The organism is Kaistella sp. PBT33-4 (assembly GCF_029194425.1).
Lineage (GTDB): Bacteria > Bacteroidota > Bacteroidia > Flavobacteriales > Weeksellaceae > Marnyiella.
Map to the genome: position 1 here is coordinate 548,157 of NZ_JARFYL010000001.1, position 15,432 is coordinate 563,588.

Here is a 15,432-nt window from a genome sequence, read left to right on the forward strand (position 1 = left end):
ATGGCAAATTTAAGGAAGATATTAGATATGTCGGTTATTATGTATTTAAAAACAGATGAAACCTAATTCAAAATTTGCGTCATCCTTTCTGTTGTCTTATAAATTTTCCGATTAAACCTCAAAAATGAAGATAAGTTCTGAGATAACGGCCAGAGGTGGGCCGGTTTTCGGCACCATCAGCTGGATGTAAATCAGGTAAGGGGAATAATAATTGCTTTAAACAAGGTCCCGATTATAACTTAATCCGTAAGCGCCTGTGCTTAAGCAGATGAAAAATTGAAAATTCTATGAAACTTAACCAACTCGCCAAAGACCTTGGCATTACCACCGAAAGCTTTATGAAATTTATACAGGATTTCGACCTTGAACTTTCGGAGTGTATGTCCACCCAAATGGAAGTGAAGCCTGATTTTGAACGTTTTGCCCGGGAAAACGCAGATTTTCTCAAACGGTATCAGGCCGACCTGGATCATGCCAAATCGGTCAGTGATATCGCTCAGACCATCAACCAGCCGGAAGAGAAGGTAGAAGAATTTATTAAAAAAGAAAAACCCGTACTGTATGACAACGGAATTTTCAAATCCTCGGTTTCAAGTTTCGGCATCGACAATAAAATGGGCGGCAATTACAAGTTCGTGTATGATTATTTCGGTAAGAAATCTGGATTAAAGGAAAGGGATTTCATTGGCTACCGTGATCTCTTTTTTTATATATCCAGAAGTCTGGATCCATTTATCAATCAGGAACAGATCCTGAACTGGGGAATCCATAAACCGGCGGGAATCATATTGTACGGACCGCCGGGAAGCGGCAAGATTTTCTGGGCAAACAAAATCGCCGAAATTATCGGTTATAAATTTACCGAAGTTAAAAAACATTACCTGGGAACTTCATTTGTAGACGGTCATAAAACCAGTTTTAACGATTTTCTGATCCAGATGATGAAGGACGAAAAGGTACTTCTTTTTATGGATGATTTTGACAGGATAATGAGACCTCGAAGCGAAGACAGTTCGGTAAATTCCTGCGACGAGGCAACCAAGGAAATCGTCCTGCATTCTGTAAGCCGTTTTGAAGAAGAAGATTTACTGATGATTGGCTCTGCAAATACGCTTGCGCCCATTGATAAAGAAGTAATGGCGCCCGGAAGGTTTGATGTGCTTATTCCGGTATTCCCGCCCAATGCACACGAAAGATCGGAAATGATCCTGTATCATATGATCGATAAGTTACCTGAAAATTCGCTGTTGCTTAAGATTCTCCGGCATAACAACGCGGATCACAGGCCCTTCTGGAACGAAATTGCTGCGCAGATGAAGGTTTTCAGTAACACCATGATCGTAGACTTTACTCAAAGCCTGAAGATCAGGATTCGCAATCAGTACCTTAAAAACAGCAATGAAAACCTCAAACTGGATGCTAAACTCCTGAATGGTGCCCTGCGCGACGCGCGCGTAAAACTCACGGACGAATATCTGGACAGTATTGACAGGTTTATTCTCGATGTTTCTAATAATAATTTTGATGATTTCCCCAACCGTGTGCGGGAGCTCATCTTGGAACTCAACAGTTACAAGATTGTGGAGAAACCCAGGAAGACCATAGGGTTTACCCACAATACAGGTGATACCGCAAAATAACCTCTATTTAATCCATATTTCAATTTGACCCTCCGGCACATATTTATATCTTCCTGAAAAATCCTGCACGATGTATCGGTCACTTACAGCAGTATTCCTGTTAAGCAGGGAGGCTACACCTGAAGCCAGTGTGGAATCGGCCTTATGGAAAAACCTGATGTTGTTTCGGGAAATGGAAGATTCGATTTTTTCCATAGGCTTAATATCTACCGACTTTAAACCCTTTAGGTTAGCCTCCAATTTTTTCGCCTCCGGCAAATTTTTATACTGAATATAAATCCTTCCCTTACGGCTAGCCCGGTGCTGAAGAATCCCTTCAATTGCATTGGCCGCATTAGAAGTTGAGTTTGAATTTGAATTATTGATTTCCACCATTATGGAATCTATATGTCTTTTGTTGAGGAATCTTGTAAGAGTGTAATTGTCTTTGGGTGCGCTCTGAATATGATTCTTAGCCGGAACCGCCAGTTTTATGGCCTGAAATGAGAGATATTCACGACCATAAAACGGACTTTTGGTCAGTGCTGAAAAAGTATTCAGGATAGAGGGTTTTGTGTAAGAAGGATCCGAATTTTCTTTGATCTTGCCGTTGTTGAGTGTAATTATATACAGCGCAGCCTTATAATTGTTCTTCAGTATATGTGCCTTAAGTTTTTGGTATATGAGCAATGTGGTTTCCGTACCTGTATTTTCCCACATACCTCCATCGCCAAGCCTGCCGGAGCCGTGTAGGAAATTGTACGAATTCAGGAAAGGGAAAGCCTGGCTTTGGTTTACACACGTAATGAGTGGCAATGCCTTGTAGTCACTGTGCGTGCAGTTCCGGAAGTTTCCATACACATCCTCCGATTTTGCGGTTGATCCCAGCAGAACGGGACTGAATAAACCTTTGGAACCCCCGCTGAGCAGAGTGGTGTTGATTAAAAAAAGTGGATGTTTATAAAGCGCAGATTGATCATTGTACATATGCATATAGTCTTTCTCGAAAAAAGCATGGATATCAGATTTCAGCATTTTTGGACCGTTCTCTTCAATATTGTGGTACCGGTAGTAAGCTTTTTCAAAATTGGTCATCTCTTCTTTCTGCAGGGAATAGTTTCTGTCTCTGTTTTCGTCCAGAAGCATATTGGTTCCGTAATCCAGCGTAAAATCATTAAGCAATAAGCCAAAAACTCCGCTGCTCAGGTAATTCCGGCTGTAAATATCACTAATCAAAATTTTCAGTTTCTCACCTTTTGTCACGTTGGGAATACTTCTGTCTTTTGGGACATGGGAGGCATCCAGATTTTTGATTGCGAGATACATAGCGGCGCCGGAAGAGGAGCCGGAAACGGTCGAAATACTGAAAATGTTGTTATAAAATGATGGTACCTTCTCTTCAAATTTCATCATGTTACCTAGAAACCATGTGGCTGCCCGTGAGCCTCCTCCCTGCCCGGAAATCAGAAATACCTTCACGGAATCTGAACCATTTTCTTTCAGCCTTTGCTGATACCAGCCGTCAAAGTAATCCTCCACGGTAGGCCGTTCATAATCCTGACGATTAAAATTCGAAATGCGTTCTGTCCTGATAAGGGAGTCATTACTTGAAAAGAAAAAGTATGCTGAGAAAAAAAATAAAGTTGCGCAAATAACCAGAAATTTGTACAGTTTAATCTTGTGAGAACGCGCATCAGACATTTCAATAATGAGAAGCTGAGCCGTAAAAAATAATTCCAGCATCAAGATTACCAGGCTGGAAAGCATTATTGAAACTATAATGGGATTTACGATACCGAGGGCAGACTGTCGGTTAAGTATGTAAAATATCAAAAAAGAAAGTATAGAGGCCACAACACAGAAAACATGTATATATAGTGATGAGCGGTAATTAAAACTGTTTTCGGTCTTCACATCGGGACAGCTGTGTTTGATGAAGTCAAAAATGTTGAAGAAAATATACATTAGGATTGTGCCGATAAAAATGTAGAAGCAAACCAGGAGCTGTTTGGCGGTTAAGGCATCATCGGGGAATAAAGCATCTGAAATCGTGCCCATTGGTATTAAAGCTATCAGAAGATAAGATGCAAATACAGCTATGGAAATGAGCAGGAAGCGCCACTTTTCATTTTCGCTGTCAATACGCTTGAACAGCCATTCCCGAAAGCGGTTGAAGATATAGTTAATGATGTAAATAGTGACAGCCAAAATCACCAGGTAGACAGTTACAAGCAGGAATTTTAAGGAGCCGCCTGCTGAAATGATCAAGGAAATATTGAAAATACACCAAGGCAGCAGCGCAAGGTATTTAACATGTATCTGTGGCTCAATTTCGCGGCGCAGAGAATCCGCTTGTTCTTCATTGTAATATTTTTCAATCCTGTCAAATATCTGATATCGGTTCAGTCCGACGTTGGTTAGGAAATCAAAAAGTAATATAGCCAGAACCGGAATGCACCAGGTACTGAGGGAGAGAATTAAAAACGACAGTGCGGTGAACAGTATAGTGCTTCCGGTTTCAGTTACAAGTAATCCTTCAATGATGTCCCGGCCTGCATCAAAATAGAAGAAAATGAGTGGAAATGTGATGCTCAGGAATATAAACAGACCGTTATATTTCACGGAATTATACACCTTCTCAATAAAATCAAGAATAGCTTTCATCGCTTTAGTTTTTATAAATTTAGATAAATTTTTAAGCTGAATGTTTATTTATGCAAAAAAAATTAACGCAACCGGTTTGCCTAATAAACCTTAAATTTGCAAACCTAAATTTCCCCTGTGATTACACAAGAACAACTGAAACCTCTGAAGTCCCGGATTGAAGACCTGTACAAATATCTGCAGATCGAGAAAAAGAAGATTGAAATTGCCAATGATGAGGAAAAGACCGTCTCACCAGAATTCTGGGACAACCCAAAGGAGGCCGAAGTATTCATGAAACAGCTCCGTTCCCGCAAGAAATGGGTAACCGACTATGAAGAGATTTTTAACGGTTTTGAGGACCTGCTGGTGCTGGCAGATTTTGCCAAAGAAGATCCAGACTCGGAGAAGGAACTGGATGAAGCATATCCGGCACTGATGGAGAAAATTGAAGACCTGGAATTCAGGAATATGCTGTCCAATGAAGGTGATGAATTATCGGCGGTACTCCAGATTACAGCCGGCGCAGGTGGTACCGAAAGCTGCGACTGGGCGTCTATGCTGATGCGTATGTACACCATGTGGGCAGAGAAGCAGGGTTATAAACTTCGTGAACTTAATTTTCAGGAGGGCGATGTGGCCGGTGTGAAAACGGTGACACTCGAAATTGACGGCGAGTTCGCCTTCGGCTATCTGCGTGGTGAGAACGGTGTGCACCGTCTCGTGCGTATCTCCCCATTTGATTCCAACGCAAAACGGCATACCAGTTTTGTCTCGGTATATGTTTATCCTTTGGTAGATGATACCATTGAGATCAATATCAATCCGGCGGATATTTCCTTTGAGACCATGCGTTCCAGTGGTGCCGGCGGCCAAAACGTAAACAAGGTGGAGACGGCGGTCCGGCTTAGGCACGCACCTACAGGAATCATCATCGAGAATTCTGAAAGCCGTTCACAACTTCAAAATAAAGAAAAGGCCATGCAGCTCCTGCGTTCCCGCCTCTACGAAATGGAACTGGAAGAGAGAATGAAGGCACGTAATGAAATTGAAGCCGGTAAAATGAAGATCGAGTGGGGCAGCCAGATCCGGAATTATGTGATGCATCCGTACAAACTGGTTAAGGATGTACGCTCCGGCTATGAAACCTCGGATGTAGACGGTGTAATGAACGGTAATATAACTCCTTTCCTGAAAGCCTTCCTGATGGCCGATGGTACTTCAGTTTCTGAAGACGATATGACCTTCTAAGTTTTGGGAAACTTTAACAGCGCGGAAATCCCCGAAAAACCTGCTGTTTCTTATCTTTGCGAATATGGAACATTTTGAGAGCTGGCGGGATCTTTTAAATCCCGAATTTTATATAAAAATGGGCGGTTTCTGGCTCGTTTTATTCATTGTCTTTGCCGAAACAGGTCTCTTTGTAGGTTTCTTCCTTCCCGGAGACAGTTTACTGTTTGTTTCCGGAATTTATGCAGTTGAAATCGTTCATGAAAGTATCGGATCCACGGGAAATGACCTGCTGGATACTACGATACTCGCATCATGCATTGCAATTGCTGCGATAATTGGCAATCAGGTAGGTTTTTGGTTTGGCCGCAAAACCGGGCCTTCTCTTTACAAACGTGAGGACAGTTTCTTTTTCAAGAAGAAATACCTGAAGCAGGCGCATGACTTCTTTGAGCAGCATGGCGCTCTGGCTGTAATTATGGCGAGGTTTCTCCCGATTGTCCGGACCTTCACACCTATTGTGGCGGGAATAGTAGATATGGATAAAAGGAAATTTCTTTTTGATAATATTGTGGGTGCCATACTATGGTCCTTTTCCCTGATTTTCGCTGGACATTACCTGGACAGGCTGTTCATTGAGCAGTTCGATATTGACCTGAAGGCACATCTGGAACTCATCATTCTTGTTATTGTGCTTATTACAACCTTACCGCTGGTGATGAAATTTTTCTTCAACAAGCATAAAGATCCGGACTTTGATCCGCAGAATCCTGAATAAAAGTTAATGACCTCGCATTTTGCGAGGTCATTTTTTTATCCAGTCCAGAATGGCGGGCAGTATTATGCTGTCCCGTTTATATTTACTGAAAAAGCGGGGAGTATGACCTGTATTCTTCATATAAATCAGTTGGTGAGGAACTCCTCTTTCCTCCAGAACAGAATCAAGTGAAATTGCCTGACGCCGGTTCACAAGAAAATCTGAATCTCCCTGAAACAGCAGTGTAGGCACATTGGACACCTGACTCACGGGACTGGCTTCCTTAAAACGGTCTGATATATTTTTCCGGCTGAACTTAGTGCCCACCATTGTTCCTACTGTTGGAGCACTGTACCAACTGTGCAAAGTAGAGGTATACTGTGAAGTAAAGAAATCTGTAGGACCACTGAGGCTGATGATTTTCTTTGTTTTTTCCGGATTTCGGTAGCCGTATAAAAGTGCGAGATGCGCTCCGGCACTTTCGCCCAGAATAATATAATTATCCGGTTTTAATTTCGCCTTTGGAGCAAGACTGTTAAATTTTTTCTGAGCCAGGGCGATATCTTCCAACTGTTCTCTGTATGTTATCCTGCGCTTTCCGGAGGCGTGCCGGTAATCAATATTAACTGTAGGAATCTTGTGATGATGCAGGTATTTCTGTATCATAATCATATGCTCCTTGCGCCCATACTTCCAGGCACCTCCATGGACAATCATTACAGTGGGACTGTCCGGCGCGTATTGAGCCGGCAGAAAGATGTCCATGACCTGTTTTTTGTGACTGCCGTACGCAAGGTTGAAGATTTTTTGCTCGCCGTAGTTTCCTACCCAAACCCTGTGCCTGTTATTGCATGAGAAAAGGGCAGTTAACGCAAGCAGACTCCATCCTAATTTAAATCTGTAGGTTTTCATCAGCGAACCGTTTCAGATACAAACTTAATAAAAGCGCTATAAAAAAAATTAAAGAGACCGGATGGCCTCTCTAATTTTTCTTCAATTGAACAGATCTCTAACCTTATCGAAAAAGGTTTTTTCCTTACCTGACGGTTCGGCTATCATTTCTCCGCGTTTCAGCTGACTTTCAAAAAATTCGCGCTGTTCTGCAGACAGGTTTTGAGGTGTCCATACATTAACATGTACAAACATGTCGCCTTTTCCGTAACTGTCTATGCTTGGCAGACCTTTGCCGCTGAGACGCAGGATTTTTCCGGACTGGGTTCCGGCATCCACCTTAATCTTAACTTTACCACCAACAGTTGGGATTTCTTTTTGTGTACCAAGTGCCGCTTCGGCAAATGATATATACAGTTCCTGATGAAGATTGTCGCCCTCACGTTTGATGACGGAATCGGTTTCCTCTTCTACAACAACCAGAAGGTCGCCGGGAGTTCCGCCAAATGGTGCATCATTCCCTTTTCCCCTCACGTTAAGCTGTATTCCCTCGCGGGCACCCGCCGGAATATTGATTGTAACTTCCTCGTCATCTTTAATAAGACCCTGAGAATTGGCACCCGCCGGAATTTTATCGGCCACTTTTCCGATTCCCTGGCAGGTACCGCAGTGGGTTTGGGTCTGCATCTGGCCGAACATTGTGTTCATGACCTTTACCTGAACCCCGCTGCCGTTACAGGTGCTGCATGTTTTGCTCGTTGCACCCGGTGCCAGTTTCATTTTCTTTACCTTGATGGTCTTCTGGGTACCGTTCACCATCTCTTCAAGATTAAGTTTAATACGTACCCGCAGATTACTGCCTTTTAATTGCTGGCGCTGCGCACCGCCGCCAAAACCACCTCCGCCGAAGTGGCCGCCGAAAATATCTCCAAACTGGCTGAAAATATCTTCCATATTCATTCCGCCACCACCGAAGCCGCCGCCAAAACCACCGGCTCCGCCCATTCCGGCGTGTCCGTACTGATCGTAACGGGCTTTTTTATTATCGTCGCTCAGAACTTCATAAGCTTCCGCCGCCTCTTTAAACTTCTCTTCCGCATCTTTATCACCCGGATTCTTATCGGGATGGTATTTCAATGCCATCTTGCGGTAGGCTTTCTTTATCTCATCAGCCGAAGCACCTTTGGATATGCCAAGTACTTCGTAGTAATCTCGTTTAGACATGTTCTGTTATTTATTTCTTCAGTCAGAGGACCATCCGCATACTAACCGGACCATCGTAACCGTTTGATTATATTAGTTTCCGGTTACCACTTTGGCAAAACGTATTACCTTGTCATGCAGGGTGTAACCTGTTTCAATCACGTCTACAATTTTACCTTTAAGTTCCTCATTGGGTGCTGGGATTTGGGTAATGGCTTCATGAAAATCAACATTGAAATCGTCTCCTGCCTGAACAGTCATCGGTTTAAGACCTTTTTCGCCAAGTCTGTGCTGGAATTTCTGATAAATGAGCTCAACACCCTGAAGCTGATCTTCTGAACCGGATTTACTGATTTCTTTAAGCGCACGCTCAAAATCATCAAGAATACCCAGCATTGAAATCATCATTTCCTGATTGGCAAACTGGAAATATTCCAATTTCTCCTTTGCGGTCCTCTTCTTGTAATTTTCAAATTCTGCGAAAAGACGGATATAACGGTCTTTCTCTTCTGCCAAAAGTTCCTCCGCACCTTTTTCCGCTGTCACATTTTCAGTATTCTGCTCCGTGTTTTCAGCAGTCTGCTCTTCCGTTTCGTTATGCATTTCCTGCTGAATATCTTCGTTTTCCGACATATTTTTATAATTTATACCATCGCTTTCACAAAGATATTGCCAAAGCAGGTTTAAGGACAATTCGGCACACTTTCCCAAAATTCAAATATAAACAGGTAGCGTCCTCGCAATTAGTCTCAATAAAGTCAGTTGATGAAAAAGGTTTCATAAAGAAGATAAAGATTAAGCGATATGATGATTATGGCGATCACCCAAATAATTATCTTGAGCCAAAGTTTATTTGCAAACTGCCCCATTTTAAGTTTGGAACCTGTGAACATTACGAGGGGCACCACGGCAAAGCTCAGTTGCATGGACAGGATGACCTGGCTTAAAAGGAGGAGATCTGTAGTTCCCTGTTCACCATATATGATGGTCACTATTAAGGCGGGGATCACTGCTATGAGCCGGGTAACAAGCCTGCGCAACCAGGGTTTCAGGCGGATGTTGAGGAAGCCTTCCATCACGATCTGACCTGCCAAAGTTCCTGTTAGTGTAGAGTTCTGTCCGGAAGCCAAGAGTGCTACAGCGAAGAAAATACTTGCGAGGGTTGTTCCGAGAATCGGTGCCAGCATTTTATGTGCGTCATGGATGTCGGCAACATCACGGTTTCCTGTTGTATGAAAGGTAGCCGCTGCAACAATCAGGATCGCTGCGTTTATGAAGAAAGCCAAAAGTAATGCGACTGTACTGTCTATGGTAGCAAATTTTATAGCTTCCTTCTTTCCTGCGGTGGTGCGCTCGTAATTTCTGGTCTGTACTATACTGCTGTGCAGGTAAAGATTGTGAGGCATTACTGTGGCACCCAAAATTCCAATAGCAATATACAGCATGGAAGGATTTGTTATGACCTCTTTTTGCGGAACCAGTCCGCTCAGGATGGGGAAGATGTCCGGCTTGCTAAGGATAATTTCATAGGCGAAACATCCTAAGATCACGAAAATAAGGCCGGCCACAATACTTTCGATGACGCGGAAACCTTTTGCCTGCAGGAATAAAATAAGGAATACATCAATGACTGTTATTACTACACCCCATGTCAGGGGTATACCAAACAGCAGATTCAGCGCAATGGCAGAGCCGATCACCTCCGCAAGGTCGCAGGCCGCAATTGCAATCTCGCAAAGCATCCAGAGTATAAAGTTCACTTTAGGACTGAAATGGTCCCTGCATGCCTGGGCCAAATCCCTTTCGGCTACAATACCCAATTTCAGGGAAAGATGTTGGAGGATGATTGCAAAAATATTGGATATTAGAATGACAGACAAAAGGGTATACCCGAACTTTGCACCACCGGCAATATCCGTTGCCCAGTTACCGGGATCCATATATCCCACAGCCACCATCATGCCGGGGCCGGTGAAAGCCATAAGCTTTCGCCAGAATCCGGCATCTTTGGGTATGTGGATGCTTGAAAATACCTCGGGCAGCGAGTCGGCAGAGCGTTCACGCCGCCAGGCTTTAGCACCAGATTTAAAAAACATAGATCGAAAGTTAGATTAGGCTAACAAAAATAGGTAAATTGTTCTTATGTGCAACTGTTAATAGTGAATGATTTAAGTGATTTACAGATTGTCAGCTTCGTAAAAGGATAGTATGACCTGTAAAGTCAATCATAACTTTGTTACGGTAATTTCTGTACAGTTCTAATTCTATGAAACTCAAATTGCGTTCTATTTCTAATTTTTTATCAAGAATTTTTGCGCTAATTTTACCGAAATTTCCCCTGAATAATGTTCTTAATATTCGATACTGAAACCACCGGTTTACCTCAAAATTTTAATGCTCCGCTTTCCGATTCGCAAAACTGGCCCAGGATGGTACAGATTGCCTGGCAGCTCCATGACCGTGACGGTAATCTGATTGAAAATCAGGATTATATCATAAAGCCTGACGGATACGATATTCCTTATAATGCGGCCAGAATCCATGGTATCTCCACCCAGATGGCACATGAATTTGGTCGTGATCTCAGTGAGGTTTTGGCGGAATTTCAGCAGGTTTTAGAGAAGGCACAGGTCGTGGCGGGACACAATATTGATTTTGACTATAAAATTGTGGGTGCAGAGTTTTTCCGGCTTGGTATTCCAAACACTTTGCAGGAGATACCCGCAGCCGATACGATGGAGCTTGGTACCCCTTACTGTCAGTTGGGAGGTGGCAAAAACGGACGCTTTAAGTCGCCCAAACTGGAGGAACTGTACGAAAAACTTTACGGAACCAAATTTGACGAGGCGCACAACGCCGCCGCCGATGTAAATGCGACCGCACAGGTTTTCTTTGAGATGATGCGCATCGGACTGATCCCTGCCGAACTGCTCCGAATTTCAGAAACGGAACTCAAGGAATTTATTGCCGGCCATCCGTTGCCTTTTGCACCCTTCCCAATTGTCGTAAGAAGGCAGGTAGCCGCATTTAAGAAAAAGAAAACCGTTGATTTTGGTGAGTCTGATGAAATTGAATTGGGCGATTACTTTCACTTTCACAATCACAGTATCTACTCTTCACTTCAGGCTACAAGCACAATTTCCGATTTGGTACGCAAGGCGCTGGAAAATGATTTTCCGGCAGTAGGTCTGGTGGACCTGGGCAATATGATGGGCGCCTTTAAATTTGTTTCGGAAGTTGAAAAAGCCAATGATTCGATCAGAAAGAATTATGAGGAGTATTTAAAACAGAAAGAAGCGGCCGGTGAGCAGGAAATGCAATTATCTGAACCCCGAAAAGATCCGCTTTTACCAATAATTGGCTGTGAATTTTATATTTCCGACAGGCCTGAGCAGAAACAGTTCACAAAAGATGATCCGGACCGCAGGACGCACGTGGTTTTGCTTGCAAAAAACTTTGACGGCTACCGAAACCTGGCCAAATTATCAAGTTTAGGTTATGTCAACGGATTTTACTTCGGTGTTCCCCGTATTTCCAGGTCCATGATTGCCGAATATAAGGACAACCTTATCGCCCTAACCGCGGGAACAGCAGGCGATGTTCCCAATACGGTCCTTGAATTCGGAGAAACAAAAGGGGAGGAGATATTCCGCTGGTGGAAGGAAACCTTTGGTGATGATTTCTATGTTCAGATTCAAAACCACGGAGTTGATGAAGAAGAGCACCTTAATGAAGTCCTGCTGCAGTTTGCGGATAAGTATGAAGTTAAAATACTGGCGCAAAACGAAACTTTCTATACAGATAAAGACGATGCCCACATCCAGGATATTCTTTACTGCATTAAGGATGGCGAAAAATTAAGCTCACCCGTTGGCCGCGGTTTTGGGAAAAGACGTGGTTTACCCACAAGAGAATTTTATATTAAAGGACCCGAGGAATTAAGGCGTACCTTCATCCAGTACCCGGATGCATTCGCTGCCTATTCTGAGTTCTTTGCTAAATTTTCGGCGTACACATTAAAACGGGATGTACTGTTGCCTGAATTTGATATTCCCGGGGAATTTTTAAGTAAAGAAGATCTCGTAGATGGCGGGAAACGAGGTGAGAATGCCTACCTGAGGCACCTTACCTACGAGGGTGCCGCAAGGCGTTATGAGGTGATTACTGATGAGATCCGTGAACGGCTGGATTTTGAACTTGAAGTCATTGCCAAAACCGGTTATCCCGGATATTTCCTGATTGTGCAGGATTTCTGTAACGAAGCCAGGAAAATGGGCGTTTGGGTAGGGCCAGGTCGAGGATCTGCCGCTGGATCTGCAGTAGCCTACTGTACCGGCATTACGAATGTGGATCCAATTGCGTACGACCTGCTTTTTGAGCGTTTTCTTAATCCTGAGAGGATCTCAATGCCCGACATTGATATCGATTTTGACGATGAAGGCAGGGACAGGATCATAAAGTGGGTGGTTGAAAAATACGGCAAAACAAACGTAGCACAGATTATTACTTATTCCGTATTGGGTGGAAAGTCGGCCATAAAGGACGCCGGCCGCGTGCTGGATCTGCCGATTCCGGAAACCAACAATATTGCCAAGCTGGTACCATCTACACCCGGGATGAATATTGCTAAAGCTTTTGCCAAATTTGAGAAACTCGGCGATGAAGATAAAGTTCTGGCGCAGGAGATGAAAGACATCCTGGCCAATCCTGAAGACAGCCGTTACGAGGTGCTTGCGGCAGCACAGAAAATGGAAGGCTGCATCCGGAATACCGGGATTCATGCCTGCGGGGTGATCATTACACCGGAGGACATTTCCAATCTTGTACCTATCACAATTGCTTCAAAAGATGCGGATATCCTGGTATCTCAGTTTGATAACTCTGTTGCGGAGAATGCCGGACTGCTTAAGATGGACTTTCTTGGTCTCCGGACTTTAACCATCATCAAGCATGCAATAAAACTGATCAGGGAAAGACACGGTATTGAGATTAATCCTGACGAGATACCGCTGGATGACCTTAAAACCTATCAGCTCTTTAAGGAAGGGAGAACCGTTGGTATTTTTCAGTATGAAAGTCCGGGAATGCAGAAATACATGCGTGAACTGAAGCCCACCAAGTTTGCTGATCTTATCGCCATGAACGCCCTTTACCGGCCGGGACCTATAAAATACATACCTAATTTCATTAACCGGAAACATGGTTCTGAAGAAATTGTATATGATTTACCTGAAACGGAAGAGTATCTGAAGGAAACCTACGGTATCACTGTTTATCAAGAGCAGGTGATGCTGCTTTCACAAAAGCTGGCTAATTTTACAAAAGGCGAGGCCGATACCCTTAGAAAAGCGATGGGTAAAAAGGATCGTGCAACGCTGGATAAGATGTATCCAAAATTTTTGGAAGGGGGCGAAAAAAACAACCTGGATGTTGACCGCCTCAATAAAATCTGGAAGGACTGGGAAGCCTTTGCTGAGTATGCTTTCAATAAATCACACTCTACATGTTATGCCCTGATCGCTTACCAAACAGCTTTTCTTAAAGCCAATTATCCGGCGGAATATATGTCCAGTGTGATGACGAATAACCTGAACAATACCAAGCAGATCACCATGTTTATGGAAGACTGCAAAAATATGGGCGTTGATGTGTTGGGACCCGATGTAAACGAATCACAATATGAATTCTCTGTGAATGACAAGGGTCAGATCCGTTTTGGACTGGGAGCCATTAAAGGTATTGGCGAGGGACCCAGTGAAGCCATAGTGCAAACGCGGAAAGAAAGATTTTACAGCGATGTCTACGATTTTTTCCAGCGTATACCTTCTTCACAGATCAATAAAAGGGTGGCGGAAAGTTTGGTTATGGCCGGTGCTTTCGATGAAGTAGACAACTATCACAGAGCACAGTATTTTGATATTGATAATAACGGAAAAACCAACCTGGAACGTTTGCTGCGTTACGGCCAGAGTTTTCAGGAAAGTCGGAATGAAATTGAGAATTCACTGTTTGCTGATTTTGCTGAGGAGGTCCGCATCGAGCCGCCTAAGATTAACCCGGCACCGGAATGGCCCAATATGTATCTGCTCAACAAGGAGAAGGAAATCATCGGGTTTTATCTGTCAGCCCATCCTTTGGACGAATTTAAATATCAGTACCGTTTTATTCAGGGAGCGCTTGGCAGGAACAGTATTCTGGAAGGGAGACCGGAGGACGAAATTGTGGCTCTGGATCCTGTAATTGTTCCTGTGGAAAAGGACGAGGAGGAAAACGAAGACCTGGTGGATCTTATCATGGATGAGGACGAAGGAGTGCTGGAGGACGAGCAAAGGAACGTTGAGGCCAGAGGAAGCTTTAATTTTCTGAATCTGGACGAAATCGATGCGTTTCGCGACCGGAATTTTGGTCCAGAACAAATCCGACTGTTCGAAGAAATTCAGGATTACCGGGAAAAGCAGAAATTTAACACCAATTCCAAAGAATATATGGTAGCCGGACTGGTTACTGAATATACAGTACGGGACGGTCGGAACAGTGGAGAGAAAATCGCCTTCATCACACTGGAAGATTATTCAGGCAGCTATTCCTTCAGGCTTGGAGACCGCGATTATCTGCGGCTTCGCGATAAAATTGACGTGCAGCGTTTCCTTATTTTTAAAATTAAGTTTACGATTTCCCGGGACGGCCGTGTTTTTGTAAACGTTACAGATGTGAGCGAGCTGAAGCAAGCATTTGAACAGTTTGCCAAAAGTATGACCGTAGTACTGGATATCAATGACCTTCGCCGCGATGATGTGATTTTCCTCCGGGAAACACTGACACGCTGGGCCGGAAACCAGAAACTTGGTTTTTATGTAAAGAATCCGGAAGACCAAAGTCATATTGAGCTACTCAGTCTTCAGACTCAGGTAAATATCAGCGGAGATCTCATTAACGTATTTAACGAGATGCAGCGCTATGAAATTTACCTCAACTAAAATCCGGAGTAAAAAGCCGTACTACGTCGATTAATGTAAATTTTTGATTTTAGTACTATTTTTCTTCTGATTTTTGACAAATATATTAGGTTCGTGTTGTTTTTATTATTAA

Annotated in this window: 9 protein-coding genes; 4 read left to right on the forward strand and 5 right to left on the reverse strand. The window is 43.4% G+C overall.

What is annotated here, in order from left to right:
• The first annotated feature begins 287 nt into the window (after positions 1-287).
• Complete coding sequence (locus P0M11_RS02570; RefSeq protein ID WP_275624315.1) at positions 288-1,640, forward strand: ATP-binding protein; 1,353 nt, start codon at positions 288-290, stop codon at positions 1,638-1,640.
• A gap of 3 nt (positions 1,641-1,643) precedes the next feature.
• Here P0M11_RS02570 and P0M11_RS02575 read toward each other — a convergent pair whose 3' ends face one another.
• On the reverse strand, positions 1,644-4,283 hold the full coding sequence (locus P0M11_RS02575; RefSeq protein ID WP_275624316.1) for a hypothetical protein: 2,640 nt from the start codon (positions 4,281-4,283) through the stop codon (positions 1,644-1,646).
• Between the two features lie 117 nt (positions 4,284-4,400).
• Here P0M11_RS02575 and prfB point away from each other — a divergent pair, with 117 nt between their 5' ends.
• The gene (prfB, locus tag P0M11_RS02580) at positions 4,401-5,513 is read left to right on the forward strand and encodes a peptide chain release factor 2 (protein WP_158064514.1); all 1,113 of its coding nucleotides are present in this window, start codon (positions 4,401-4,403) and stop codon (positions 5,511-5,513) included.
• A gap of 64 nt (positions 5,514-5,577) precedes the next feature.
• Complete coding sequence (locus P0M11_RS02585; RefSeq protein WP_158064513.1) at positions 5,578-6,270, forward strand: VTT domain-containing protein; 693 nt, start codon at positions 5,578-5,580, stop codon at positions 6,268-6,270.
• Positions 6,271-6,297: 27 nt separating this feature from the next.
• Here P0M11_RS02585 and P0M11_RS02590 read toward each other — a convergent pair whose 3' ends face one another.
• The 4 genes from P0M11_RS02590 to P0M11_RS02605 all read right to left on the reverse strand — a co-directional run bounded on the left by P0M11_RS02590 (position 6,298) and on the right by P0M11_RS02605 (position 10,439).
• Complete coding sequence (locus tag P0M11_RS02590) at positions 6,298-7,161, reverse strand: alpha/beta hydrolase (RefSeq protein WP_275624317.1); 864 nt, start codon at positions 7,159-7,161, stop codon at positions 6,298-6,300.
• 81 nt (positions 7,162-7,242) lie between these two features.
• The gene (dnaJ, locus tag P0M11_RS02595) at positions 7,243-8,364 is read right to left on the reverse strand and encodes a molecular chaperone DnaJ (protein WP_275624318.1); all 1,122 of its coding nucleotides are present in this window, start codon (positions 8,362-8,364) and stop codon (positions 7,243-7,245) included.
• Between the two features lie 72 nt (positions 8,365-8,436).
• Positions 8,437-8,976 carry a nucleotide exchange factor GrpE gene (locus tag P0M11_RS02600; RefSeq protein ID WP_275624319.1) on the reverse strand — a complete coding sequence of 180 codons (540 nt, stop codon included), beginning with the start codon at positions 8,974-8,976 and terminating at the stop codon, positions 8,437-8,439.
• Positions 8,977-9,101: 125 nt separating this feature from the next.
• Positions 9,102-10,439 carry an Nramp family divalent metal transporter gene (locus P0M11_RS02605; RefSeq protein WP_275624320.1) on the reverse strand — a complete coding sequence of 446 codons (1,338 nt, stop codon included), beginning with the start codon at positions 10,437-10,439 and terminating at the stop codon, positions 9,102-9,104.
• 249 nt (positions 10,440-10,688) lie between these two features.
• Between P0M11_RS02605 and dnaE the strand changes: the two genes are divergently transcribed.
• Complete coding sequence (gene dnaE, locus P0M11_RS02610) at positions 10,689-15,320, forward strand: DNA polymerase III subunit alpha (RefSeq protein ID WP_275624321.1); 4,632 nt, start codon at positions 10,689-10,691, stop codon at positions 15,318-15,320.
• Positions 15,321-15,432 lie beyond the last annotated feature (112 nt).